Raw genomic sequence first — 24,174 nt, 5'->3', positions numbered from 1 at the left:
TTAGGCTCCGTGGCACTTCTTGTATTTCTTTCCGGACCCGCAGTAGCAGGGGTCGTTGCGGCCGATCCTGGTGATGTCGCGCGGGCCGTCGCCGCCCGGCTTCTGGAGGATGGATGCTTTGGGCTGCGGCGCGGCGGCTCTCCCGCTGGCCACGGGCTGGGGCTCCCCTTCCCGCACCTCGCGCGCCGCCGGCGCAGGCGCCGGCAGGCGCGGGGCCTGGACCTTGAACACGTACTCCACGGCCTGCTCGCGGATGCGGCCCAGCATGACCTCGAACAAGGCGAAGGACTCCTTCTGATACTCGATCTTGGGGTCCTTCTGCCCGTAGGCGCGCAGGCCGATGGACTTCTTCAAGTGGTCGAGGTCGTAGAGGTGGCCCTTCCAGGCCTTGTCGATCATCTGCAGGAGGATCATCTTCTCCACTTCGCGGAAATTGAAGCCCTCGAAGTCCTGGTCGCGCTTGGCGTAGCGCTCCAGCGCGGCGGCCTTGAGCTCCTCGCTCAGCTCGGCCTTGCGCAGGGAGTTGACCTTGGCCGGGATCTCCCAGATCATCCCGAACGAGCGCTCCAGGTAGGTCTTGAGGTTGAGGAGGTCCCAGCGCTCGGGGTAGGAGTCGCCGGGCGCGATCTCGGCCATCTTGGCCTCCAGGTCCTCGGAGATCATCATCTTGACCTGGCCCTGGATGGACTCGTGGTCGAGCACCTGGTTGCGCAGCTTGTAGATGACCTCGCGCTGCTTGTTCATCACGTCGTCGTAGTCCTTGAGCTGCTTGCGGATGTCGAAGTTGTGGGTCTCCACGCGGCGCTGGGCGCCCTCGATCTGGTGAGAGACCAGGCGCGACTCGATGACCTCGCCCTCCTTCATGCCCAGCTTCTCCATGACGCTGGAGAGCCGGTCCGAGCCGAACAGGCGCATGAGCTCGTCGTCGAGGGCCAGGTAGAAGCGCGAGGAGCCGGGGTCGCCCTGCCGGCCGCAGCGGCCGCGCAGCTGGTTGTCGATGCGCCGCGCCTCGTGGCGCTCCGTGCCCAGGACGTGCAGGCCGCCCAGCGACTTGACCACCTCGTACTCCGCCGCGTCCTGCGGGTTGCCGCCCAGCAGGATGTCCGTGCCGCGGCCGGCCATGTTGGTGGCGATGGTCACCGCGCCCTTCTTGCCGGCCTGGGCGATGATCTGCGCCTCCATCTCGTGGTACTTGGCGTTGAGGACCTGGTGCGGCACGCCCAGGGGCCGCAGCATGTTCGAGACCTTCTCGGATTTCTCGATGGAGCGCGTGCCCACCAGCACGGGCCGGCCTTTCTTCCAGAGCTCGGTGATCTCCTCGACGATGGCCTTGTACTTCTCGCGCTCGGTGCGGTAGATGTAGTCCGCGTCGTCCCTGCGGATCATGGGGTTGTGGGTCGGGATCTCGCAGACCTTGACCTGGTAGATCTCGAAGAACTCGTCGGCCTCGGTCATGGCCGTGCCGGTCATGCCCCCCATCTTGCGGTAGAGCTTGAAGAAGTTCTGGAAGGTGATGGTGGCCAGCGTCTGGTTCTCTTCCTTGGGCGGCAGCATCTCCTTGGCCTCGACCGCCTGGTGCAGGCCGTCGGACCAGCGCCGCCCCGGCATGAGGCGGCCGGTGAACTCGTCGACGATGATGACCTCGGGGCCGCCGTCCTCGCCCGGCTTGACCACGTACTCGACGTCGCGCTTGTAGAGGTAGTGGGCGCGCAGGGCCTGGGTGATGTGGTGCACCCACTCGCCCTCCAGGTCGTCGTAGAGGTTGGGGATGTTGAGGAGCTTCTCGGCCTTCTTGACCCCGTCCTCGGTCAGCACCGCGGAGTGGTTCTTCTCGTCGACGATGGCGTCGTAGCCCGCCTCGAGGTTGGTGCCGTCGTACTTGGCCTTGATCTCCTCCTCCTCGGTGATGAGGCGGGTCTTGAAGAGGGGGATGATGCGGTTGATGATGGCGTAGCGGTCGGTGGAGCGCTCGGCCGCGCCGGAGATGATGAGCGGGGTGCGGGCCTCGTCGACCAGGATGGAGTCGACCTCGTCGATGATGGCGTAGTTGACCTGCCGCATGACGCGTTCCTCGCGCCGCACCACCATGTTGTCGCGCAGGTAGTCGAAGCCGACCTCGTTGTTGGTGACGTAGACGACGTCGCAGCGGTAGGCCTCCTGGCGCTCCTCGCTGCTCATGTCGTGCTGGACCCGGCCCACGGTGAGGCCCAGGAACTTGTAGATCGGGCCCATCCACTCGGAGTCGCGCTTGGCCAGGTAGTCGTTGACCGTGACCAGGTGCACGCCGCGGCCGCTCAGCGCGTTGAGGTAGACCGGGGCCGTGGCCACCAAGGTCTTGCCCTCGCCGGTCTTCATCTCCGCGATGGCGCCCTCGTGCAGGACCATGCCGCCGAGCATCTGCACGTCGTAGTGCCGCAGTCCGATGGTGCGGCGGGAAGCCTCGCGGCAGAGCGCGAAAGCCTCGGGCAGGAGCCCGTCCAAGGCCGCCTGCTCGGCCTTCTTGAAGGCGGCGCGCTCCTCCTCGGTGGTCCCCGGCTCGACGTCGGCCAGCGCCTCGGCCAGGCGCCTGCGGAGTTCCGCGGTGCGCTCCGGGAAGGCCGCGTCGGGCAGGGCCTTGATGTCCGCCTCGAGAGCGTTGATGCGGTCCAGGACCGGCTTCATGCGCTTGAGCAGGCGCTCGGAGGGAGTCCCGATGATGCTGTAGATGACCCAGGTCCAGAAGTTCATGGTTTCACACGCCTCAGTTCATGGACAGGCCGCCGAGGAGCTTCTCGGAGGTCTCCAGGAAGTTCTTGAGGTTATCGATGGCTTGGCGCCAGGCGTTGGCCTGCCAGAGGCGCGCCTCCTCCCAGCGCGCGCCCTTGCCCCAGCCGGTGTGCACGAAGCGCAGCAAGGTGCCGGCGCCCTGGCGCTCCATGCGCACGAAGACCCGGGTGGCGTCGCCCATGACGTCGGAGTAGGGCTCGGGCCCCTTCCAGTTGAAGCTGAGCTCCGCGTTGGGCACGATGCTGGAGATGGTGCAGCCCTTCGTGCTGTTGATGTCCGGCTTCTCCGGGTCCCAGAAGAGCTCGTAGGCGCCGCCGGCCGACGGCTCGACGCGGGCCCTGCGCGCCAGCCACTGCTCGAGGAGCTCGGGCTTGATCCAGGCCTCGAAGACCTTGTCGATGGGCCGGGCGATGAGGATCTGGATATCGATGTCCCGGGAATGCATAGGATCGCGAGACTCATTGTACCAATTTGGGGGTCAGGTCTTGACATTGGACATTCCAGGGCACAAAGCTCGTTTATGGAAGGCCGCGCCTGACAGGGAATCTAGAGCAGGGCCTTGGTGTAGGCGGGGCGGGAGCGGCGGCCGCGCTTGGCGGGCGCCAAGCGGCGGGCGCCCGTGAGGAAGCGCAGCAGAGCGTCGAGGTCCAGGTCCGCGGGCCGCGCCCCTTTCCTAAGATTCCGGAAGTCCCGGCGCAGCTGGTCCGAGGCGGCCATCTCCAGGAGCTCTTTCTTGTGCGCGTCGCTAAGCATGGTCGAAACGCTCCCGCAGGCGCCGCGCCTCCTGCTCCAGCGCGAACAGCTGGTAGAATTCCTCTACGCGCTCCCAATCGAGCTCGGCGCCTCGGGCTTCCATGAGCGCCTCGATGTCGGCGGAGTCCTTGGCCTTGCGGTTCTCGGGGTCGTTGACGATGGCCTGGACCTTGAGGCCGATGACGTCCTCGGGCGGCAGCACGCGCACCTGGCGCGTCCCGCCGAAGACGGGCCGCTCGACGGCCCGGCCCAGCATCTCCAAAGAGATGCGCCGGAAGGCGTGCACGAAATCCACGTACCCCAAGCCGGGCGCCTCGTGATGGTATTGGGAGACGTTCTCCGTCAAGACCACCCGATCGTAGCCCAAGGCGTGCATGGCCTCGTGCAGGGCGTCGAGGTCGTCGTGGTGGACGAGGAAGTCGATGTCGAGGGTGGTGCGCGGCGCGCCCCAGACGCCGAGGGCGACTCCGCCCATGAGGGCGTAGCGGACGCGCTTCTCGTCGAACTCCTCCAGGAGGGTCTTTAGGACGCGCTCGAAATCCATAGCCGGGTGCCCAGGATTATACCATCTTCCCGTCAGCGGCGAAGCTTCGCCTCGAAATCATGGATCGCCGTGTCCAGTCCGGGGCCATAGATCTTGAGAGCATCTTCGTACGATTGATGCCGGATCAGGTTCAGGAACTTCTCTTTCCCGCCCCATTGGAGCAGGTGGGCCGCGAATGCTCCCGCCAGCGGGTAGTGATAGGAGTCCAACGGCTTGCCGCTCCAAAGATCCTTGATGGAGGCCCGCCCCTTCGGGTCCGACCGCCAGCGCTTCCTGGCCAGCTCCAGATTGTCCCAGTGCTTCTGGTTCAGATGGACGGCGATGCCCTCGTTGATCAACATCGTCCGTTTGGGGGCGCCCGCGAAATAGTGCGCGATGATATGCGTGGTCTCGTGCCCGGGCGTCTCGTTGTCGAAGCTGGTCTGGATGACGCCGTGCTCGGGAACGGCGAACCCCAGCTCGAACCCCACGCTCTTGCGCGCATCGGCCTTGGAGTTCCAGACGAAATAGTGGATCTTGAGAGGGAGCCGGGTGTCGTCGAAGAAAGCCGCGATGGCGGCGAAGGCGTCTTCGCGCTCTTTGATGAAGTCGGCATGGTCGGCGAGTACCGAAGGAGTCTGGAAGTGGAAGATGAAATGCTCGCTGGCTTGGACATCCCAGGTCTTGAACAGGTCATCCATCCCGAACAGGTGCAGATACCAATTGGACTTCTTCGTGACATTCTCGGTAGCCCCCATGCGGGCGCTCTCAAGAAGGGCTTTCCTGGACCCGGCATAGTCCCCGGCAGCGAAGTAGCATCTGCCCAGATAGTTCAGGGCCCACGCCCGGATCCATGCTCCATGCGAGTCGAGAGCGCTGGCCTTTTGAAGATACGGGATGGCCTTGGCATAGGCGCCGTCGTCGACCAAGCCCTCTCCATAGAGGAGATTGGCTTGGGCATCCTGCGGATCGCGCTGCAAGGCGGCCCAATACGGGCTCCGGCCCTGGTCGAGCGCCTGCGCGGCGGAGAGCAGCCCGACGAGGACGACGCACAGCGTCTGGATCAGGCGCACGAGCCTGCTCTAGGAGTCTGTGCTGCGGGCGTAGGTGCGCAGCCGATGCCGCCAGCCGGGCAGCCAGCGGGCCTCGTGGCGCTCCGGCGGAGCGTTCAGGACGCGGCGGGTGAGCACGCGGTCCGCCGAGGCGGCGAACTCGTCAAGGGCGGCCTGACCCGACGTCGTGCCGGTCATGCCCTGCAGGACCTGCAGGAGGCCCCAGGCCTGGCCGTTGTAGCGCTCCTGACCCTTGAGGCCCTCCCCCTTGAAGTTGACGTAGTCCACCAAGGCGTAGATCCCGGCCGGCCTTTTGGCCATGCGATAGAACTGGAAGCGCACCCGCTTGCGCTCGGCGCGGGGCAGGCCCGAGAGCATCTTGGGCAAGGCGGCGCCCAGGCGCTCGACGATGAAGCGAGCCTGCAGGGGCATGGTCCAGGTGAGCAGGCGGCGCAGGTCGCGCATGCGCTCGGAATGGATGTCGGCCAGGAAGGCCTCGCGGCTCTCCCAGGGGCAGCCCACGGCGACCGTGAGCCACTCGGGCAGGACTTCGCCGTGGCGCTGGAGGTAGTCGAGGAGCATGGGGAAGCTTTCCTGGAAGGGGCCGTGCTGCCCCTCCGGGTACCAGATGAAGTGGCCGATGCCCAGCGAGGCGAACTCCTCGCCTTGGTTCCAGGAGGTCAGGCCGGCGTAGGTGCCGCGGCATTCGTTGTACCAGATCTTGCGGCCCAGCATGAGGACCTGCCGGTGCGGGATCTTGAGCGCGGGCCGGGCCGAGGGCAGCACCTGCAGCATGGCGACCTGTCCCGAAGCGGGCCTGCCGGCCCAGAAAAGAAAAAGGCCAAGGATTGCGGCCGTCATGGAGGGAGTCCCTCCTCGGCTTAGCGTTCCTCGGCGCGGACTAGATTATTGCAGGAGTTTCGGGTTTTGTCAAGAGCGATCTTTCAGGCGCCCGCGCTACAACCTCAGGCCGGCCCCAAACCCGAAGAAATCACGGTTGCTCTGCCCGGCCTGCACGTAGTGCTCCCAGTTGGCGGAGACCGCCACGATCCCGAGCGGGACCGTGAGCCCGGCCGTGTAGGCTTGCGAGCTGGGCACCCCCGCCATGAAGGTCGTGCGCGTGTAGCCCGCGTAGGGCTTGACGAAAGGGATCAGCCCGAAGATCACCTTGGCGTTGACGCTGCTGTTGGGGAAGCCTTGCGCCACCTGGGCCAAGCCCACGATGTTCTCCACGCGCGGCGCGCGCATGTCCAGGTCCGCGGGCTTCTTGTCGTAGACCGATTTCGTGATATCGACGCTCAGCAGGCTGGTCAGCAGCGCCACGCCCGCCGAGGCCGTCAGGTCGGTCTGGCCCAGGCGCGTCGCCGAGCCCAAGGCCTGCCCGGCGGAGCCCACGCGCTCCGAGTGCCGGGTGTAAACGGCGCTGCCGCCGATGTCGATGCGGGCCAGGCCCGCGCCCTCCGCCGGCCCCTGGACCTGCGGGCGGCCGTTGATGCGCTGGCGCGCGCCCTCGCCCGTGGGAGTCAGGCTCAGGGTCGCGTCCACCGCGCCGAACTGGTTGTCGTAGCCGTTGACCCTGGGAGTCGCGCCGCCGGTCAGGCCCAGGGCGAGGAGCTGGGAGTCGTAGCCGACGCGCAGGGAGTAGGTGTTGAAGGCGCCTCCGGACACGTCGGAGTGGAAGGACTGGAACATCGGCTTGAGGCTGAAGGCGTCCGTGCCGGCCTGGCCGAAGGCGTTGACCCCGTTGTAGTTCTGCGTCCCCCGCGCCTCGCTGGCTCCGGCGCTCAGCCAGTAGGCCGAGGCCGGCACGGACGACAGGAGAACGGCCGCGGCGACGATGCTCAACCTTTTCATGATCCCCCCCCGGAACGCCCAGATTCTACCGCAAAGATCGAGCCGCTCTCAAGGGCTCGGCTGGGCCGAGAGGCGCGCCTTGACGATCTTGTCTCCCGGCTCGATGCGGTCCACCACGTCCATGCCGCGCACGACCCGCCCGAACACCGTGTAGCGGCCGTCCAGGTGCGGCGTGGGCACGTGCGTGACGAAGAGCTGGCAGCCGCCGGTGTCCTTGCCCGCCTTGGGCATGCCCACCGTCCCCCTCTCGAAGCGCAGCGGGCTGATCTCGTCGCGCAGGAAGAAGCCCGCGTCGCCCCAGCCGCTGCCCCGCGGGTCGCCGCCCTGGATGACGAAACCGGAGACCACCCGGTGCCAGGTCAGGCCGTTGTACAGGCCGGAGCTCACGCTGTGCAGGAAGGCCGCCGCATGGACCGGCGCCTCCTCCACGGCCAAGGCGAGCTCGATGTCCCCCTTCTCCGTCTCCAGCACCACCGAGGCCGGCGCCGGCTTCTCCCCCAGGTACGGCGAGGCCGTGGCGCGCGCGGGCGGTTCGGAGAAGAAATACGGCCGCCCCGCGTAGCCGGGCTGGGCCATGGCCTCCTGCGCGGCGCGCTTGATGCTGTCGCGGATCTCGGGCCACTCGCGGCCCTGGGAGTTCTTCCAGGCCGCCTCCAGAGCGTCGAGCAACAGGGCGCTCTTGCGCTCTCCCGCGGCGTCGGCGGCCGTTCCGCGCAGCTCCAGGGCCGACTCCGGATCGCGCAAGATGCGGTCCAGGATCGGGACCACGAAGGCCTCGGTGGACTTGGCCACGGCCTCCAGGGCCGCGGCGGCCACGCGCGGGTCCGGGTCCTTGAGACCCTCCAAGAGATCCGCCCGCGAGCCCGGGACCTCGGCCATGGCCAGATAGGCCCGCGACTTGACCCACCAATGCGGGGAGGCCTTCTCCTTGGCCAGGACCGCGGCCGCATCCTTGCGCAGTCTGGGCACCGCCAGGACCGCTGCCGCGCGCACCATGGGCGAAGCGTCCGCCAGCAGAGCGTCGAGCCGGGCCGGGTCGGCGAGGGCCTCCGCCGCCGCGGCGCGCACGTGCGCGGAGGGGTCGTGGAAGACCGCCTCATCCAGCAGGCCCGCTTGGCCGCCGGCTCCCAGCGCGGCCACGGCCTCCCGCCGGACCATCGCGTCCGGGTCCTTCTGCGCCGCGCGCAGGACATCCGCCGGCGCGGCGGCCTTGAGCAGGCCTAAAGCCCGGATCGCGAAGAGCCTCGCGCGCGCGTCGTCGTCATGCGCCGCGGCGCTCAAAGCCTGGGCGGCGCGCGGCTCGGGCCAGCGCGAGAACGCAAAAGCCGCCTTCCAGCGCAGCTCCGGGTCCGGAGCCCGCACCGCGGCGGCCAGCCCGGCCGCGGCGGCGGAAGAGTACTCCGGGATGCGCTTGAGGTAGCGCAGGCGGAACAGGCCCAACGCCGCCTCCCCGCGCAGGCACGCCGCGTCGTCGCGCAAGGCCTCGACCAAAAGCTTCTCCACGCCCGGGCCTCCGGCCTTGCCCAAAGCCTCGGCCGCGGCGCAGCGCAGCTCCCGGGACCCCGTCTTCAGCGACGGCAGGAGGGCCGCGGCCTCGCGGCCGCGCAGCTCTCCCAGCCTCTGCGCGTCAGCCTCATCCGCGTCGACCGGCTCCAGCAAAGCCAGCTGCCCGAGGTCGAAGGCCGCCTCGGAGCGCGTCTCCGGGTCGCCGGAGGACAGCGCCGCCGCGAGGTCGTCGGCATAGGACGGCGACTGGATGCGCCCCATGGCCCGGAACGCCTCGCGGCGCAGCCGGCCCGGGCCGGAGCGCGCGGCCCGGCGCAGGACCTCCGAATCGGCCGCGCGCAGGTCGGCCTCGCGCCTGATGGCGGCCTCGCTCACGGCCGGCCCTGCCGGCGCCGGCGCGTTCTTGTGCCGCTGATGGGCGGTCTTCGGCGCCGCCTGGGCGCCGCCGACGAGGATGAGCCAGAGCCCGGCTGGTATTAGAAGGCGCATGCGAAATTATATATCCTTACCCCAATGGCGACAATACGAAGGCTCTGGCTCCCGGGCTTGGCGCTCTGCTGCGGCGCCTGCGTGTCGGTCGGCGAGCCCGTCCTGGTGCCGCAGGCCATCGCCAAGAGCCAGCGCACCATCCTGCTGGTCTACCCGGCGCCGGCCCCGTGGGTGATCACGGACAGCGAGTCCAAGGCCGAGGCCGCGGCCAAGATGCTGCCGGGCATCAGCTACGCGGTCTCGTCCTTCCAGGAGGACCGCTACAAGGCCGCCGCCGACACCCTCGCCAAATACGTCCCCCGCTGGCCGTCCCGGGACCTGCTGGAAGCCGCGCTGCTCAAGGAGCTGGCCAAGACCGATTTCCCGGGACGCTTCATCCCGGTGGCGGAGGCGGAGGCGGACACCGCGACCCTGCGCGGCTGGAACCGCTCCAGCGACGTGCTGGATTGGCAGAACAGGTACATCAGCCCGAATCCCGCGCTGCCGCACCCGCGCGACTACTCGAGGTTCCTGGCCTGGGACGACGCTTTGGTCCTGGAGGTCAACCTGCTCCCCTTGCTGTCCGCGGACGACGACGGCAACATGATTCCCACGCTGAACGCCACCAGCCGGATGTTCCGCTGCCAGACCATGCACCCGCTCTGGAAGCACGAGGACCAGGCCGATGACCCGGCCAGCGCCCGCACCCTCTACGAGTTCGAGACCTTGCCTCAGCAGCTCCTGGACCGCTGGAAGGCGCTGGTGCCCGCTTTGGCGTCGAAGATCTCCGCCAGCCTCTACGCCTCGCTGCATCCCGGCGCGCAGGCGCTGGGCACAGCCGTCTCCACCGGGACGGCCGCAGGCATGCCGAGGCCGGCGGTCTCGACCGGGACGCGGTCCTTCGCTTTGCCGCCGGCCGTTTCCACGGCCACGGCCCCGACTGCGGTCTCCAGCGCGACAATCACCGCGCCGGCCCTGCCCGCCGTATCCACCGGGACGATCTCGGCAGCCGCGCCGGCGCTCTCCACCTCCACCGTCCAGTCTCCGCCGCCCGCGGTCTCAAGCCCCACGGTCGCGGTGCCGGTCCTGCCCGGCGTATCCAGCGGCACGATCTCCGGAGCCGCGCCCGCAGTCTCCACCGCGCCGGCCGTGGCTCCGCCCGGCCTGCCCGCCCCGTAGTCTCCGCCGACAGCCCCTCCTCACTGACCTGGATCATTCAGTCGGGCTTTTGGGATGATGGCGACTTAGAGAATTGTTCGTGCTTGAAAATAACCAGTTTTTCCTCATGTTGCCGCCAGCGCAGGCGGCATATGCACATTGCTCACCTCGGACGAGGCTTCACTTCGCAGATTCTCGGATAGACTCGGATTGAGCGACCCAAGCGCATATGCCGCCAGTTTTCAACTTCAATGGGCTCCCTATGTGTGTTTTTTCAGATGGTCAGCCGGTCTTGGCGGCCTTCCGCCTTCTTCGGCAGGCTTCTGATTTCTTTGACGGGCTTTCGTTTCCCTCCGTTTCTTAAAAAATTGTTCTTTATTTTGCAGCGCTATTCACATCGCGCGCGCGATGTGAATAGCGCCGATATTCTCAACGTTATTTTTTTAAAAACGTAGGCCGGCTGCCCTCGTATGGCGCTCGATTGCGCCTCATTCGTGCTCGCAAGGGAGACCCTTCTCCAGCAGGCGCCATCTGATTATTCCGGGCTAAAGAAAGAGGCCCCCCAAAAAAAGATCAGGAGGGCCTCACTCCGTGACGCCGCGAGGACTCAGTCGCCGCCGGCGGACTCGATGATCTTGGTGAGCTTCTCGCGCAGGTCCTTCTGGGAATGCTCGCGCCGGGTGGCCTCCCGGATCTCGGTGATCATGGTCTCCATGACCAAGGCCGCCGTCTTCTCCATGGTCTTGGACAGGTCCTTCTTGATCTTGGCCTTGAAGATCTCCAGCTGGACCTCGCGGTAGGCCTCCTGGAACGCGCCGCGCCAGGATTCCAGCACGTCCGGCTCTTGCGCGGGCTGCGGCTGGCAGCATTGCGCGCCTTGGCTCTGGGCCGCGGCTTTTCTGCGGGCCTCGACGCATTCGTAACAGTCGCACTCGCTGGGATCGGCTGCTGGTGTTCTCAGGCACATGGGCTTTCTCCTGCGCGCAACGCCGCGCCACTCATACAGATAGTACCGCCTTTTTCGCTCCTCGGCAACAGCCCGACCCCGTTGCTTGCCCGCGCCTTTAGGTCTATAATTGCAGGACTCCGGAGGTGCTTATGCGTCTAGCCATGGTCGGATTGGGCCGCATGGGGCTCAACATGTCGGTGCGACTCATCAAGGGCGGGCATCAGGTGGTCGGCTTCGACCCCTCGGCGGCGGCGCGCGCCCGGGCCGCGCGCTCGGGCCTGCGCAAGGCTTCGTCCCTGGAAGACGCGGTGCGCCAGCTCAAGGCCCCGCGCGTGGTCTGGCTCATGATCCCGGCGGGCCAGCCGGTCTGGGACGCGGTGGACGCCTTGGCCGGCCTCCTGCGCCCCGGCGACCTGGTGGTCGACGGCGGCAACTCCCGCTACAAGGACGCCGCCCGCCACGACCGGACCTTGGCCCGGTGCGGCGCGGCCTTCATGGACGTGGGCGTCAGCGGCGGCATCTGGGGCCTGAAGGAAGGCTACTGCCTCATGGCCGGCGGCGCGGCCAAGGACTTCCGGCGCCTGCAGCCGGCGCTCAAGACGCTGGCCCCCAAGGACGGCTACGCGCTGGTGGGCCCGACCGGAGCCGGGCATTTCACCAAGATGGTGCACAACGGCGTGGAGTACGCCCTGATGCAGGGCTACGCCGAGGGCCTGGCCCTGCTGCGCGGCTCTCCCTTCCCGCTGGACCTGCACGGCGTGTGCCGGCTCTGGAACCAAGGCAGCGTGGTGCGCTCCTGGCTGCTGGAGCTGGCCGAGGAGGCCCTGCGCAAGGACCCGACGCTCAAAAGCCTGCGCGGCTGGGTGGCGGACTCGGGCGAAGGCCGCTGGACCGTGCTCGACGCCGTGGAGCTCGGGATACCCGCGCCGACCATCACCCTGTCCCTCTTCGAGCGCTTCCGGTCCCGGATGAACGACTCCTTCCAGGACAAGGTCCTGGCCGCCCTGCGCCAGGAGTTCGGCGGGCACGCGGTCCGGAGGGCCAAGTGAGCGAGGACGAACTGCGCCACGGGCCGGGGCTCAAGTTCAGCATCCACGAGGGCCTCTGCCTCGAGAACAAGCCCGATCCCTGCGGCCTGGTGCTCTTCGGCGCCTCCGGAGACCTGGTCGCGCGCAAGATCCTGCCGTCCTTGCAGGGCCTGGGCTCCCGGGGGCTTCTGCCCGAGGATTTCTTCGTGCTCGGCCTGGGCCGCGCGCCGATGGACGAGGCCGCGTGGCGCGCCCAGGCGCCCGGCGTCAAGAACCTCTATTACCTGCAGGGCGACTACGGCGCGGCCGAGACCTTCGCGGCTTTGGGCCGCAGGCTCCAGGAGCTCTCCGCCCAGCACGGCACCCGGGGCAACGTCATCTTCTACCTGGCCCTGCCCCCGGACCTGTTCCACCCGGTGACGCACAAGCTCGGCGAGGCCGGCCTGCTCGATGAGGGCCCGGGCCGCTGGTCGCGGGTGGTCTTCGAGAAGCCCTTCGGCAACGACCTGGCCAGCGCCCTGTCCTTGGCCGGAGAGATCCGCGACCATCTCAAGGAGCCGCAGGTCTACCGGATGGACCATTACCTGGGCAAGGACACGGTCCAGAACGTGCTGATGTTCCGCTTCGCCAACGCGATCTTCGAGCCGATCTGGAAGCGGACCTACATCGACCACGTGCAGATCTCGGTTCTGGAAAGCGAAGGGGTCGGGCACCGCGCCGGCTACTACGACCGCTCGGGCGTGCTGCGCGACATGTTCCAGAACCACATGCTGCAGCTCCTGGCCTTGGTGGCCATGGAGCCGCCTTCGAGCTTCGCGGCGGACCGTGTGCGCGACGAGAAGATCAAGGTGTTCCGCGCGCTCAAACCCCTGGACCCGGCCGCGCCGGGCCAGGGGGTGGTGCTGGGCCAGTACGCGGGCTACCGCGGCGAGCCCGGGGTCGCCTCCGCCTCCAAGACGCCGACCTACGCGGCGCTGCGCGTGGAGGTCGAGGACTGGCGCTGGGAGGGCGTGCCCTTCTACCTGCGCACGGGCAAGAGCCTGGCCAAGCGCAGCGCGGAGATCGCGGTGGTCTTCAAGAACGTGCCGCACTCCATGTTCAGGCCGCTCGTGCCGTCCAACCTGGAGGCCAACACCTTGGTCTTCCGCATCCAGCCGGCGGAGGGGATGTCGCTGGCCATCCAGGCCAAGAAGCCCGGGCCCAAGACCTGCATCGGGACCTTGACCATGGACTTCGACTACGCCAAGGCCTTCGGGGAGAATCCCCCGGAATCCTACGAGCGCCTGCTGCTCGACGTGATGCTGGGCGACCAGACCTTGTTCCCGCGCGAGGACGCGCTGGAGGAGACCTGGCGCTTCATCGCGCCGCTGCTCGGAGCCGACCTGCCCCTCGCTTCCTACGGCCCGGGAGCCTGGGGGCCGGCCGAGGCCGACCGTCTGCTCGAGGACGAGGGCCGGGCCTGGAGGCGGCCATAGAACTCCGACAGGAGCGGGGCGCCGCGGCCGTGGCCGAGGCGGCGGCGGAGCTGTGGGCTCAGCAGGCCCGGACAGCCAGCGGCAGCCGGGGCGTGTTCCGCGTCGCCCTTTCCGGCGGCAGGACCCCGGAACTGCTGTTTGGTCTCTTGACCGAAGAGCGCTTCCAGAGTCTGCCCTGGGAGAAGACCGAGGTGTTCTGGGTGGATGAGCGCTATGTCCCCTACGATGACCAGGAGAGCAACTATCGCCTGGCGCGCGAGTCGCTGCTGGACCGGGTCCCGATCCTCAAGGAGAGCATCCATCCGATGCCCACGGGCTCGGGGGACCCGGCCCGCGATGCGGCCGCCTATGAGGCTCTGCTCAGGGGGCGCTTCCCGGGCCAGTCTTGGCCGAGCTTCGATCTGTGTCTGCTGGGGCTGGGCGAGGATGGGCACACGGCGTCGCTATTCCCGGGGGGGCCGGAGCTGGCGGAGAGGCACGGCTGGGTGGCGGCGTCGCGCTCTCCCAAAGGGGTGGCTGACCGGCTCACGCTGACGATGCCCGTGCTCCTGGGATCCAGGCTGAGGCTGCTGCTGGCGTGCGGTCGGGGTAAGTCCGCCGTGGTGAAGGCGGTGTTGGGTCCGGTCGCCGACCCGCCGCTGCTGCCGGCGCAGATGGTCTGGCACGGCGAAGGCCGCGGGGTGTTCCTCATCGACCAGGAAGCCGCTTGCCGCGTCGCACCGACATCTCAGTAGTGATGACCGGCTGGCGGGGCGGCGCCTATTTGCCGCAGCCGATCTCGACGGTGGCGATCGCGAAGTCGAAGACGGCGTCCACCTGCGCCTGTTCCCACTGCGCCGGCTTCTCGCCGCAGGACATGGTCGCTCCGCCGTCCCACTCGATGTCCATGTCCTCGACGCGGCCGGTGCAGCCTTTGTCCGTGATCCTGCCTGGGCGCACGGTGTGGCATTTCTTATCCTTGTCGAGCCCGTCGCAGTAGGCCAGGAATTCCAGCTTGCAGTAGGGCGGGACCGCCTTGTCATGATACTCGCCCACGAAGATGCCGTTGCCGTAGAGGTAGCCGTCTATGGGCGTGCCGCGGTAGCGGTGTCCCTTGGTGCGGACGAGGTCATAGAACCGTCCGGCGGCGCGGCCCTTCTTGGCCGGGGCGGGGCTGGCGGGCTGGGCCGCGGGGGCGGCGGCCGGCGCGGGGACCGGGGGGAGGTCGAACATGGTCTCCAAGCGGGATTCGCCTGGACGGCCTTGCGCGCAGTAGCCCCAGATGGTGGCATCCACGGTGCGCTTCTGCTCGACGATCGATTTGAAGCGTTCCCGGCACGCGCTGATGAAAGTCTGCTGGGTCTTGGCCAGGATGTCTTCGGGCTTGAACTGGTCCGCGCAGGAGGCGTTCCAGGACTCGCGGGTCAGGCGCCAGGAATCCGCATAGGAATCCTGGTAGCGGGCGGGGCAGTCGTCCTGCGGGCTGCTCCAGGCCGGCGGCGCTCCGGCCAGAGCCGCCAGGATCGCGGGCAGGATGAGCTGGTTTCCAAGAGACAGGCCGGACGTTTTCGTGAGCTTCACCGCTTCGGCTATCATACCATAGGGCCGGACGGGCGGCATGTGGCGGCGGATCTTTATGATGACGAACACGACCTCGACGCCCCGACGTTTGAGGCGGGCTCTTACGGACTTGACCGCGCAAAGCCGTCGGCCGCCTTATGGTCGGTGAAAGGCAAGAGAAGATCGTCTACCCTGGGGACCAGGCATTCTTTTTAGAGGTTTGGCGGCGCAGCCGCCAAACCCGCGCTGACCGAAGGTCAGCGCCCGACGGCTGTGTCCGGACACAGTGTCCAAGAAACAATCTCTTCCGCGCTGCGTGCCGTGCGTAAGGAGAACGCCGTCGCACGGCAGGGGGCTGCTATCCGCAGCTTAGGAAAAGTGGGTGAAGTCGAGCTAACAAGGATCGAGCCTCCGGTAATATATATGATATCCGCGGGATTACTCCCGGGAGGCCTGGTGAGAAAACGCATGCTGATAAGCGCGCTTTGCTTGACTGCCCTTCTCCCTATTTCGGCGCAGTCCGGCAGCGGCGGCAAGCCTGACGGGCAGGGAGAACTGCAGACTTGGAAGCCCGCGTCCGACCCAAGTCAGTTCCTGGCCGAGGTGGAACCTCATTTGGCGCTCGGGTTGAAGGGGAATTACTACCATGATGGTCCGCTGGAGCCGAAATGGTCGGCCAAAATGCTGGACAACGCGCAAGCGATCATGACCGTCGCAGATCCCATTCCTGTCCGCGTCTCCCTGCCCAAGGGCCATGTGCGCTACGATGACGGCCACACTCTGGTCGCTGTCGCCCATGGGAAGGCCTTCGTCGTGTGCGTCCAAGGCAAGGAAGGCGGGCCTGCCCGCCGGCCGGACGGCAGCATCGGCAAGGACACGACGCCCGTGATGACCGCAGCCGACCAGGAGGGCCGGCCGGGTTTTTTCGGCATGTCGCAGAGCCAGCTCGATCTGATCCGGCTGTCGCCGGATGACATGTCCGCGCCGCACGGCGTAGTCTTTGGGACAAAGATCACGGTGGCCAACCTCGCGGGGAAGCGCGAGATCGATCGATTCACGATAGGATTCCAATTCCCCGGCAAGGAACCCTGGGACAAGCTGGTCGAGTTGACCAAGGATGCGGAAGGGAAGATGCGAGCCCACTCACAGGAGGGCAATCTCCCCGCTATAAAAGCCGCGCTGCTCTTCTGGGTTTCGCTCACACCGGAGCAGTTGAGCAAGGCCGGCCTTTGCACGGCCAGGCGCTGACGATCCATCTGGCGGCGCTGAAGGGACGGATGGATAGGGCTTTTGTATAGTATGCGCATGATCCTACCAGCCCTCGTCCTTGGACTCCTGACGGTTTCCCCCGCCCGCTGCGCCGAGCCCGCGCCCACGAAGACCCCGGCAGCCGCGGCCGCGCTCCTCTCCGAATCGGACCTGTCCGGAAAGACCCTCCAAGAGCTCTGGCTCATGCGCAACGAGGTCTTCGCCAGGCACGGCCGGCCCTTCAAGACCTACGAGCTCCACTCCTATTTCATGGGCAAAGGCTATAAGCCGAAGAAGGACTACAGCGAGGCGTCCCTGTCCCCCGTGGAGCGCAAGAACGTCGCGCTCCTGGAAAGGCTGGAAAAAGAGCTGGCCAAGCGCGACTACATAACGGAGAACGGCAAGGAGAAGGTCGCCCTCGGCAACGTGCTCAACAAGTTCCAGTTCCCCGCCTTCAACGAGGCCCAATCCGGCCTGCTGGCCGCCAACGGCTTCCTGGTCCTGCCCACCAAGTCCAAGCAGCTCTTCAACATACTGGAGCAGAACGACTACTCGGGCGCGCCCAACCTCGTCACCACCGACGTCATCCTGCAGGTCTATCACGAGTTCTTCGACGCCAGCCTGCGCCGGCTCGAGGCAGGCCGTCTCTCGCAGACTTTGAAAGAGCTCTGCCAGCGCATGCTCGGCGAGTCCAGCGCGCTCTACTCCCAGACCAAGGACCCCGCCCTCAAGGAAGCGGCGCGCCGGAACATGGCTTATTTCAGCGTCCCCCTGTATTTCCTCCAGGGCCAGGACGCCGGCGCCGTGGCCCCGGAGGTCAAGGCGCTGGTGCTCGAGGAGGCGGCCCGCTGCGAGAAGCACCAAGGCCTGGACTCCCCGCTCATCCTCAAGTCCGACCCGGCGCTCAGGGTGGACTACTCGCAGTTCACCCCCAGGGGGCACTACACCCGCAGCAAGGAGCTCACGGCCTATTTCCAGGCCATGATGTGGTTCGGGACCTACGGCCTGCCCATCAACGACGACACGGGCCTGGCCCAGAGCCTGCTCATCGCCTACCAGCTCCAGAACATGAGATCCCGGGAGAAGCCCCTCATCGAGCTCTGGCGCGCGGTGTATGAGCCCACGGCTTTCTACGCCGGCCTCTCCGACGAGCTCGGCCCGGAGCAGTACCTCAAGGCGCTCCCGCAGGCTTTCGCGGGCGCGGGCTGGGGCCAGTTCCACGACCCGGCCAGGCTCGCGGACATGCGCCAGAAGCTCGCCAAGGCCGCCGAGGAGTTGGCCCAGATCGACCAGCTCCGCTCGCTGGCCCCCGGCTCCGCGCAGAAGCTGGTCCTCTTCAAGTTCATGGGCCAGCGCTACATCCCGGACTCCGATATCTTCACTCGGCTCACCAACATGAGCCGTCCCATGCCCAAAGCGCTCGACGTCATGGCCGGCTTGGGCAGCGAGCTGGCGGCCGATCTGATGCAGGACCGGTACAAGGACACCTGGGCGCAGTGGCCGGCCTATCCCGAGGAGCTCAAGAAGACCCAAGCGCTCTTCGCGGGCTTGAAGCCCGAGGACTGGCGGCAGAACCTCTACTACGGCTGGCTGTGGACCCTCAAGCCCTTGCTGGTGTCGAGGCTCTCGGCGCCGTACCCGTTCTTCATGCGCAGCGAGGCCTACCCGGCCAAGAGCCTGCAGACCGTGCTGGGGAGCTGGACGGAATTGCGCCATGACACGATCCTGTACGCCAAGCAGAGCGGCGCCTTCGAATGCGGCGGCGGCGACGAGGACCTGCGCCTGACCTGGATACCGGATCCGCCCAAGGGCTACGTGGAACCGAACCTGGAGTTCTACGGCCGGCTCAAGGACCTGCTCAAGCAGAACAAGCAAGGCCTTGAGAAATACGGTCTTCCCGATGGGGATATGAAGTCCATCTTCGACCGGCTGACCGATACCATCTCCTTCCTGGAAGCGGTGTCCACCAAGGAGCTCGCCGGTCTGCCCCTCACCCTCGGCGAATACGAGCAGATCCGCAGGTTCGGCGGCCTGCTGCAGAGCCTCACGAAATCCATCGGCGACATGGCCATGGAGGGTCCGCTGGATGATGATAAGCAGCGCGCGGCTTTGGTGGCGGATGTCCACACCCGGACCGGCCAGGACGAGGCCTTGGAGGAAGCTGTGGGCGACGCGGCCGAGATATACGCTGTAGTCGAGCTGGAGGGCAGGCTCAAGCTGACCCGGGGAGCGGCCTTCACCCACTACGAGTTCACCCGGCCTCTTTCCCAGAGGCTCACGGACGAGCAATGGCAGGCCATGCTCGATGCCGGCAAGGCGCCGCCGCGGGATTCCTGGACGGACGCGTTCTGCAACGACACGGCGGTGGAGCAGCCCAAGCCGGCCTACGTCGATGACGATGTGGTGCGCGAGCGCATCGGCAAGGATTCCGGCTGGAAGACGCTCGATTACGACACGGGCTCATAGGGCGCGGCCCATGCGCAGGCTGGCGTGCGCCGGGCTGCTGCTCTGCGGCCTCGCGGGCCTGACGCGAGCCGCGCCCGTGCGCTTCTGCGCGGTCGGAGACGTGCTGCTCGACCGCGAGCCGCGCAAGATCATCGAAAGGGACGGCGTCGAGGCGCCGCTGCGCGCCGTCTCCGGCCTCATACGCGGGCACGACCTGGCTTTCTGCAACCTGGAGTGCCCGGCCTCCGCCGCGGGCAGCCCCTTGCCCAAGAACTACAGCTTCCACGCAAAGCCCGCATACCTTGAGGCCCTGCGGCTGGCGGGCTTCAACCTGGTCTCCATGGCCAACAACCATTCCATCGACTGGGGCCGCGAGGCCCTGCTGGAGACCAAGGACAACATCGCCAAGCACGGGATGGTCCCCTTGGGCGCGGGGCCAGACCAGAAGCAGGCCCAGGAGCCGGTCATGGTCAAGAAGGGCGGGCTCACCTTCGCCTTCCTGGCCAATGAGGACATGCTCCTGGAGGGGATCGTGAGCCTCCCCGACCGTCCGGCCGCGGCCGCGGCGAGCGTGGAGGAGCTGGTGGCGAGCATCCAGCGCGCGCGCCGGTCCGCGGACTTCGTGGTGGTCTCCGAGCATTGGGGCGCGGAGTTCCAGGAGGAGCCGACCTGGAACCAGGTGGAGAAGGCCCACCGCCTCATAGACGCGGGAGCCGACCTGGTGCTCGGGCATCATCCCCACGTCCTGCAGAGCATCGAGCTCTACCGCGGCAAGTACATCGTCTACAGCCTGGGCAATTTCCTGTTCGACCAGAAGCAGGAAAGCCGCTCCCAGAGCCTGGTGTTCGACTGCGAGTTCGACAGCGGGGGGATCCGCAACGTCGGGTTCACGCCGGTCTACGTGGAGCATTATCAGCCGCGGCCCGCGACTGCCGAAGAGTCGCGGGCCATCATCGCCAGGCTGCGCAGGCTTTCCCGGGGCTATGGGGTGAGGCTCGCGCCGGAGCCGTCAGGAGGCCGGGTCCGGCTGGAGCCCGCCGCGGCCGTCATCCTGGAGACCGCGACGGCCGACGGCACGATCAGGGCCACCTCCGCTTCGATCGAACTGCTCGGGCCCTCAGGAGCGGCCGTGGACTCCCTGAGCTTCCCCGGCGGCAAAGAGCTGCGGCTGGCCGAGGTCTTGGTCAGCTCGGGCTCCGCCAGGCTCTACGGGGTGTTGGGCGCGCCGGGCGAGGAAGAGGGGCAGCTGGTGGTGGTCCCGGTGCTGGCGGGCCGGTTCGGCAGGCCGGCCCTGGACCGGCATCGCTACAAGGTCTGGAAGCTCGCGCTGGCGGACGTGGACGGCGACGGCCGCCCGGAGCTCTGCGTGGGCCTGCGCAAGAAGACCCGCTACCATCCGGTCGAGGACAACCGGCTCTTCGTCTTCTCCCTTTCCGGGACCGCGCTCTATCCCAAATGGCTGGGCTCGCAGTTCGCGCATCCCTTCCTCGACTTCGAATTCCGCAAGCGGCCGGCCGGGGGCGAGGAGTTGGTCCTGCTGGAAGCCCTGCCGGAAGGCCGCCGCCGCGCGGCCGCCTATGCCTGGGACGACTTCGGCTTCAAGTCCGTCCGGACCGTCCAAGAGCCCTGCGCCGCTTTGGCGGACTGCCCCTGAGCGGGCGGCGTCATCGCGACAGCTTGTAGCGGAAGTGCCCGATGATCTTCCAGTCGAACAAGACGTCTTCCAGGAGCGGGCCCGGCCCTATGTTGTGCACGATGAGGAAGCGGGCGCCGTCTTGGCTCTTGCGGTCCACGACCAGGCCGATGTGGGTGACGCCGCCGCCCAGGTCCCAGGCCACGATGTCGCCGGGCCGGTAGTCGGCCGCCCGCTTCGAGAGCGGCAAGGCCGCGCCTTGCCGGCTGAACAAGACCATGAGATTGGGGACCCGGCGGTGGTCGATGTTCGAGTCCGGCTCCCGGCGCCCCCAGAGCTTGGGATAGGCCGGGAAGGCGGCCTTCATGTCCTCCCGCACGTCCACCTGGAGGTCTACGCCGAGCTTGCGATAGGCCCTGATGAGCACGTCGGTGCAGACCCCGCGGGAGGCGGGTACGTCTCCTCCCGGATAAGCGAGCCGCACATAGGCCGGGTCGTAGGTGGTCAAGACCTTGGTCTGCGCGAGCGCCGCATCCGAGAGGCTGCGGACGGAGGCCGCGTCCGCGGGCGTTGCCGCGGCCGCGCCGACCGCATAATGCCGCAGCCAATCCGCGATGAAGCGGGACCGGCTGGGCTCGGCGCGCAAAGGGGCGGCGGCGAGGGCGCAGGCGCAGGCGATGAGGAGTGGCCTCATGGGCTTAGGTCCCCAGCTGGATGCCCCGCGCCGCGAGCCTCTCGCGCAGGGTCTTCATGAAAGCCGGCCCGGGGTCGCTCTTTTCGGTCGGCTTATAGCCGGGCGCGAGCTCCTTGTAGAGGGCGTAGTGGGGCAGGGACTTGTCCGCATATTCGTGGTGCCCGATGAGGTAGCGCAGGCTGGGCAGTCTTTGGACCAGGTCCTCGACCAAGGCCGCGTCGGACTCCAACTGCTCGGGGGTGAGGCGCTCGGAGAAGCCTACGTTCTCGATGCCGACCGAGACATGGTTGAGGCCGATGGCGTGGCGGCCGATGACATCCAAGGGAAGGAGAGAATACACGTCGCCGTTGGTGTCCACCACGAAATGCACGCCCACGTTGAGCCGGTCGAAGCGGCGCAGGTAGCGGCGGCCGGGGTCGATGGTGTCGGGCTTGAAGGTCTTGAGGGTGGCCGCGAGCGTGGCGAGCTCAGTGGCGTGGATGACGACCACCTGCGGCGATTTGAGCTCCGCGGAATCGAGGCCGTAATGCTGCTTGCAGTAGCTGCGGGTCAGCTCCAGGCGCCGCTCGCTGACGATGGTGTAGGTGCTGACCTGCAGGGCTTGCGCGAAGCCGGGGAAGATGAGGGCGGCCAGCGCGATGGCCGCGCCGAGGCTGCGGTTCATTGGCGGAGTTTACTTTTAAGGCCGGACTGCGTCAAGTCACTGACTGGTGGGGCCCCCCATGGTGGGCGCCCACTCCCCCTTAAGTGGGCGCCCACTTTGCCACCCACTTTGCGCCCAGTCCAGTCGATTATCCTTATTTTGATTGACTTATTTGTAAGTCCAGTCAAACAGTCCAGTCAACCGTCCAGTCCAATCGGACCGTCCAGTCAACAGTCCAGTCGCCGCCGCTAAAGAGCTGCCAGCAGGGCTGTCCCTTTGGGGGTGAGCCGATATTTCTGGAGGCGGCTGTTGGGCTTGTCCGGGATGGTGGGCTCGATCAATCCGGCGTCCAAGGCCGGGTATACGAAGCGCTCGCGCAGGTCGCTGCGGCCTTTGAGTCCGAGGCGCTGGCGGAGTTCGGCGTTGCCCAAGGGGCCGGCTTGGCCAAGGAGGCGCACCAGCTCCAGGACATTCGGGGGGACCGAGGGGGCGGCCTGCCCGCCGGCTTGCCCCCCATCCGGGGCGGAGGCCGGCTGAGGCCGGCGGCTCAGGCTGGTCAGGAAACCGTTGTCCGCGAGCTTGAACTGGGGCTCAGGCAGGCCGGCCTTGCGGCAAAGCTCGATCATGGTGATGGTGCCGGCGCCGCTGAGTTCGGCGTTCTTGTTAAGGTAGAGGGCTTGGGCCAGCAAGGGGTTGGCCGGCACGGATGGGTGCGGCTGGCGGAGTTGGTCTATAGTAAGGGAAGGGGGCAAGGCGCCTGGATTGGAGATCTCTAGCCGGTCGGAGAAGAGGGCCAATTGCATGCCTGTTTTGGAGGAATAATCCTGGTGCATCAGGGCGTTGAGCACGGCCTCTTGGACCGCCTCTTTGGGGATCTCGTAGGGGGGCAGGTCCCATCTCTCGGGAGGGCGGCTGAGGGCTTTGAGGGCGAAGAAGGCGGCCTGGAACAGCCATTCGAATATGGTGCCGTCGCAGTCGTGCTGTTGGATGAGGGGCGTTTGGGCTGTGGTGCCTTGGAATTGGAGGCATTTGACGGGGGGTGATGTGAGGTGCGGCTTGCGGCCGAACAGGATGAGCGCGGCATTGGTCAGGCGGCCGTCGCGGATGAGGTGGAGGCGTTCAAGGAGGTCCTGGGGGGTTGCGTCATTGGGGATGGAGGTGCCGCGGGCGCGGCGGGCGCTGGACACGAACCACTTGATCTGGTCGAAGTTGAGGTCGTCCAGCGTGGCCTTGGCGCAGACCGCGGAATCGAAGGGTTCGCTCATCGTTTATGGGGCGCGTCAGGCATGCTTGAGCTTGAGGCCTTTGGGTTTGTAGTCGATGTGGAGCTCCATGCCCAGGGCCTGCCCGATCTTGCGCAGGATAGCCACGGAGGTGTTCTGTCCGCCGGCTTCGATGCGGGAGATGGACTGCTGGCTGGTATGGACCTTCCTGGCGAGTTCGGCCTGGGTGAGTCCGGCCGCGGTCCTGGCCCGAATCACGGCGCGGGCGGCGAGCCATTCCGCCCGGACCTCCTCGTAGTGGCACCGGATCTCGGGGTCCTGGAGTTCCTCGCGCAGGAAATCCCTGAGGAGGATCCCTCTTTTGTCGGCTTTCATGCGCTTCCCCTCTGACTTTCCCATTCCAGGCGAGCCTTCTTGGCTTTGGCTATCTCAGCTTCCGGGACTTTTTCGGTCTTCTTTAGAAAGGCGTTCGTGACGACGATGGACCGACGGTCGAAAAAGAACAGTAGGCGATGATGCTGCCTTGCGACGATGACCCGGAGCTCATAGATGCCGTCTTCCAGATGGCCTGCCGCCGGACGGCCCAGTCTGTGTCCCTGTTCTTCCAGGACCTGCAGCAGCCAGCCGGCATGGCCGCGGACCCGCTTGTCCTGGCCGCGAAGATAATCGCGGACCTGGCAGCTCCCGTGCTCGTCTTCGAAGAGCACGAGTTGGTGCTCGGTGCCGTCAGTATACATCATATGTGATGTTTAATCAAGGCTTGGTCGGCGCGGCCCTCCCACTCATATATACGAGGCCGGCCTCAAAAAGTTCCAGGCTTGTGGGTGCGCTTGCCCGTGGTCCTGACCAAGGATGAGGCAGGCGCGATATTCGGATGCATGAGCGGCACGCCGCAGTTGATGGCCCTGCTGCTCTGCGGGGCCGGCCTGCGCCTGATGAGATGTGGCCAGAAAAGGCCGACCTGTATGCCGTATATCATGACTGCGGGATTCTTGGTGATAAGGGCAGGAGTATGAAGTATAATTCGAAATACCAGTATGCCGTTTCCCAGGATATGCAGTTTCCGTAGAATCTGAGTTAGGGCGCACACGAACAGATTGTGCCATATCTAGATATGGCACATTAGCCATATATCTGATATACTGGAATTGCACATGATCCACTTCGAATGGGACGATGCCAAGGACCGCGAAAATCAGGCCAAGCATAGCGTCGCG

23 protein-coding genes are annotated in these 24,174 nt (G+C 66.7%); 8 read left to right on the top strand and 15 right to left on the bottom strand.

Going from position 1 to position 24,174, the window contains the following annotated elements; genetic code table 11:
* From secA to NTY77_19360, 8 genes are all read right to left on the bottom strand, one after another.
* Positions 1-2,727, bottom strand: coding sequence for a preprotein translocase subunit SecA (secA, locus tag NTY77_19395; protein MCX5797661.1), 2,727 nt, complete (start codon positions 2,725-2,727; stop codon positions 1-3).
* 13 nt (positions 2,728-2,740) lie between these two features.
* Positions 2,741-3,211, bottom strand: coding sequence for an SRPBCC domain-containing protein (locus NTY77_19390; protein ID MCX5797660.1), 471 nt, complete (start codon positions 3,209-3,211; stop codon positions 2,741-2,743).
* Between the two features lie 101 nt (positions 3,212-3,312).
* A complete protein-coding gene (locus NTY77_19385; protein ID MCX5797659.1) occupies positions 3,313-3,519 on the bottom strand; it encodes a hypothetical protein in 207 nt (68 codons plus the stop codon).
* A complete protein-coding gene (locus tag NTY77_19380) occupies positions 3,512-4,063 on the bottom strand; it encodes a nucleotidyl transferase AbiEii/AbiGii toxin family protein (GenBank protein ID MCX5797658.1) in 552 nt (183 codons plus the stop codon). Before NTY77_19380 ends, NTY77_19385 begins: the two co-directional genes overlap by 8 nt.
* A 32-nt stretch (positions 4,064-4,095) precedes the next feature.
* Positions 4,096-5,115, bottom strand: coding sequence for a tetratricopeptide repeat protein (locus NTY77_19375; GenBank protein MCX5797657.1), 1,020 nt, complete (start codon positions 5,113-5,115; stop codon positions 4,096-4,098).
* A gap of 9 nt (positions 5,116-5,124) precedes the next feature.
* Positions 5,125-5,955: a hypothetical protein gene (locus NTY77_19370; protein MCX5797656.1), complete on the bottom strand. Its 831-nt coding sequence runs from the start codon at positions 5,953-5,955 to the stop codon at positions 5,125-5,127.
* Between the two features lie 96 nt (positions 5,956-6,051).
* Positions 6,052-6,948 carry a hypothetical protein gene (locus NTY77_19365; GenBank protein MCX5797655.1) on the bottom strand — a complete coding sequence of 299 codons (897 nt, stop codon included), beginning with the start codon at positions 6,946-6,948 and terminating at the stop codon, positions 6,052-6,054.
* A 48-nt stretch (positions 6,949-6,996) separates the two neighbouring features.
* Positions 6,997-8,943, bottom strand: a complete 1,947-nt coding sequence (locus NTY77_19360; protein ID MCX5797654.1) for a peptidylprolyl isomerase — start codon at positions 8,941-8,943, stop codon at positions 6,997-6,999.
* 24 nt (positions 8,944-8,967) lie between these two features.
* Between NTY77_19360 and NTY77_19355 the strand changes: the two genes are divergently transcribed.
* On the top strand, positions 8,968-10,101 hold the full coding sequence (locus NTY77_19355; GenBank protein MCX5797653.1) for a hypothetical protein: 1,134 nt from the start codon (positions 8,968-8,970) through the stop codon (positions 10,099-10,101).
* A 586-nt stretch (positions 10,102-10,687) separates the two neighbouring features.
* Here the strand turns inward: NTY77_19355 and NTY77_19350 are convergent.
* Entirely contained in the window at positions 10,688-11,047 is a 360-nt protein-coding gene (locus NTY77_19350; GenBank protein MCX5797652.1) for a hypothetical protein, read from the bottom strand.
* Between the two features lie 131 nt (positions 11,048-11,178).
* Between NTY77_19350 and gnd the strand changes: the two genes are divergently transcribed.
* From gnd to pgl, 3 genes are read left to right on the top strand one after another with little or no spacing between them, the layout of a single operon-like run.
* Positions 11,179-12,078: a decarboxylating 6-phosphogluconate dehydrogenase gene (gnd, locus tag NTY77_19345; protein ID MCX5797651.1), complete on the top strand. Its 900-nt coding sequence runs from the start codon at positions 11,179-11,181 to the stop codon at positions 12,076-12,078.
* On the top strand, positions 12,075-13,532 hold the full coding sequence (zwf, locus tag NTY77_19340) for a glucose-6-phosphate dehydrogenase (protein ID MCX5797650.1): 1,458 nt from the start codon (positions 12,075-12,077) through the stop codon (positions 13,530-13,532). The genes gnd and zwf overlap by 4 nt, the downstream gene beginning before the upstream one ends.
* 29 nt (positions 13,533-13,561) lie before the next feature.
* Positions 13,562-14,266: a 6-phosphogluconolactonase gene (gene pgl, locus NTY77_19335; GenBank protein MCX5797649.1), complete on the top strand. Its 705-nt coding sequence runs from the start codon at positions 13,562-13,564 to the stop codon at positions 14,264-14,266.
* 25 nt (positions 14,267-14,291) lie between these two features.
* On the opposite strand, the gene NTY77_19330 is transcribed toward pgl, so the two are convergent.
* Positions 14,292-15,092: a hypothetical protein gene (locus NTY77_19330; protein ID MCX5797648.1), complete on the bottom strand. Its 801-nt coding sequence runs from the start codon at positions 15,090-15,092 to the stop codon at positions 14,292-14,294.
* Positions 15,093-15,539: 447 nt separating this feature from the next.
* On the opposite strand from NTY77_19330, the gene NTY77_19325 reads away from it, so the two are divergent.
* Genes NTY77_19325 through NTY77_19315 form a run of 3 tightly spaced genes read left to right on the top strand, consistent with a single transcriptional unit; the run spans position 15,540 to position 20,418 of the window.
* Positions 15,540-16,319, top strand: coding sequence for a hypothetical protein (locus tag NTY77_19325; GenBank protein MCX5797647.1), 780 nt, complete (start codon positions 15,540-15,542; stop codon positions 16,317-16,319).
* A gap of 57 nt (positions 16,320-16,376) precedes the next feature.
* Positions 16,377-18,785: a DUF3160 domain-containing protein gene (locus NTY77_19320; protein ID MCX5797646.1), complete on the top strand. Its 2,409-nt coding sequence runs from the start codon at positions 16,377-16,379 to the stop codon at positions 18,783-18,785.
* A gap of 10 nt (positions 18,786-18,795) precedes the next feature.
* On the top strand, positions 18,796-20,418 hold the full coding sequence (locus NTY77_19315; GenBank protein ID MCX5797645.1) for a CapA family protein: 1,623 nt from the start codon (positions 18,796-18,798) through the stop codon (positions 20,416-20,418).
* Between the two features lie 10 nt (positions 20,419-20,428).
* Here NTY77_19315 and NTY77_19310 read toward each other — a convergent pair whose 3' ends face one another.
* From NTY77_19310 to NTY77_19290, 5 genes are all read right to left on the bottom strand, one after another.
* On the bottom strand, positions 20,429-21,091 hold the full coding sequence (locus tag NTY77_19310; GenBank protein MCX5797644.1) for a DUF1287 domain-containing protein: 663 nt from the start codon (positions 21,089-21,091) through the stop codon (positions 20,429-20,431).
* A 4-nt stretch (positions 21,092-21,095) separates the two neighbouring features.
* Positions 21,096-21,755 carry a peptidoglycan recognition family protein gene (locus NTY77_19305; GenBank protein ID MCX5797643.1) on the bottom strand — a complete coding sequence of 220 codons (660 nt, stop codon included), beginning with the start codon at positions 21,753-21,755 and terminating at the stop codon, positions 21,096-21,098.
* Positions 21,756-21,982: 227 nt separating this feature from the next.
* The gene (locus NTY77_19300) at positions 21,983-22,999 is read right to left on the bottom strand and encodes a transcriptional regulator (GenBank protein MCX5797642.1); all 1,017 of its coding nucleotides are present in this window, start codon (positions 22,997-22,999) and stop codon (positions 21,983-21,985) included.
* Between the two features lie 15 nt (positions 23,000-23,014).
* The gene (locus NTY77_19295) at positions 23,015-23,332 is read right to left on the bottom strand and encodes a helix-turn-helix transcriptional regulator (protein ID MCX5797641.1); all 318 of its coding nucleotides are present in this window, start codon (positions 23,330-23,332) and stop codon (positions 23,015-23,017) included.
* A complete protein-coding gene (locus tag NTY77_19290; GenBank protein MCX5797640.1) occupies positions 23,329-23,664 on the bottom strand; it encodes a type II toxin-antitoxin system RelE/ParE family toxin in 336 nt (111 codons plus the stop codon). The genes NTY77_19295 and NTY77_19290 overlap by 4 nt, the downstream gene beginning before the upstream one ends.
* A 447-nt stretch (positions 23,665-24,111) precedes the next feature.
* Between NTY77_19290 and NTY77_19285 the strand changes: the two genes are divergently transcribed.
* Positions 24,112-24,174: BrnT family toxin (locus tag NTY77_19285; protein ID MCX5797639.1), on the top strand; the 63-nt coding region annotated here is incomplete at its 3' end.

It is taken from the genome of Elusimicrobiota bacterium, from assembly GCA_026388095.1.
In the GTDB taxonomy this organism is placed as follows: domain Bacteria; phylum Elusimicrobiota; class Elusimicrobia; order UBA1565; family UBA9628; genus UBA9628.
This window is presented reverse-complemented; position numbering and strand designations above follow the sequence as displayed.

Excerpts from the sequence above, each read along its gene's own strand:
- secA (MCX5797661.1), bottom strand. The coding sequence starts at position 2,727 with ATGAACTTCTGGACCTGGGTCATCTACAGCATCATCGGGACTCCCTCC.
- NTY77_19390 (MCX5797660.1), bottom strand. The coding sequence starts at position 3,211 with ATGCATTCCCGGGACATCGATATCCAGATCCTCATCGCCCGGCCCATC.
- NTY77_19385 (MCX5797659.1), bottom strand. The coding sequence starts at position 3,519 with ATGCTTAGCGACGCGCACAAGAAAGAGCTCCTGGAGATGGCCGCCTCG.
- NTY77_19380 (MCX5797658.1), bottom strand. The coding sequence starts at position 4,063 with ATGGATTTCGAGCGCGTCCTAAAGACCCTCCTGGAGGAGTTCGACGAG.
- NTY77_19370 (MCX5797656.1), bottom strand. The coding sequence starts at position 5,955 with ATGACGGCCGCAATCCTTGGCCTTTTTCTTTTCTGGGCCGGCAGGCCC.
- NTY77_19365 (MCX5797655.1), bottom strand. The coding sequence starts at position 6,948 with ATGAAAAGGTTGAGCATCGTCGCCGCGGCCGTTCTCCTGTCGTCCGTG.
- NTY77_19360 (MCX5797654.1), bottom strand. The coding sequence starts at position 8,943 with ATGCGCCTTCTAATACCAGCCGGGCTCTGGCTCATCCTCGTCGGCGGC.
- NTY77_19355 (MCX5797653.1), top strand. The coding sequence starts at position 8,968 with ATGGCGACAATACGAAGGCTCTGGCTCCCGGGCTTGGCGCTCTGCTGC.
- NTY77_19350 (MCX5797652.1), bottom strand. The coding sequence starts at position 11,047 with ATGTGCCTGAGAACACCAGCAGCCGATCCCAGCGAGTGCGACTGTTAC.
- gnd (MCX5797651.1), top strand. The coding sequence starts at position 11,179 with ATGCGTCTAGCCATGGTCGGATTGGGCCGCATGGGGCTCAACATGTCG.
- NTY77_19325 (MCX5797647.1), top strand. The coding sequence starts at position 15,540 with ATGCTGATAAGCGCGCTTTGCTTGACTGCCCTTCTCCCTATTTCGGCG.
- NTY77_19320 (MCX5797646.1), top strand. The coding sequence starts at position 16,377 with ATGATCCTACCAGCCCTCGTCCTTGGACTCCTGACGGTTTCCCCCGCC.
- NTY77_19315 (MCX5797645.1), top strand. The coding sequence starts at position 18,796 with ATGCGCAGGCTGGCGTGCGCCGGGCTGCTGCTCTGCGGCCTCGCGGGC.
- NTY77_19310 (MCX5797644.1), bottom strand. The coding sequence starts at position 21,091 with ATGAGGCCACTCCTCATCGCCTGCGCCTGCGCCCTCGCCGCCGCCCCT.
- NTY77_19305 (MCX5797643.1), bottom strand. The coding sequence starts at position 21,755 with ATGAACCGCAGCCTCGGCGCGGCCATCGCGCTGGCCGCCCTCATCTTC.
- NTY77_19300 (MCX5797642.1), bottom strand. The coding sequence starts at position 22,999 with ATGAGCGAACCCTTCGATTCCGCGGTCTGCGCCAAGGCCACGCTGGAC.
- NTY77_19295 (MCX5797641.1), bottom strand. The coding sequence starts at position 23,332 with ATGAAAGCCGACAAAAGAGGGATCCTCCTCAGGGATTTCCTGCGCGAG.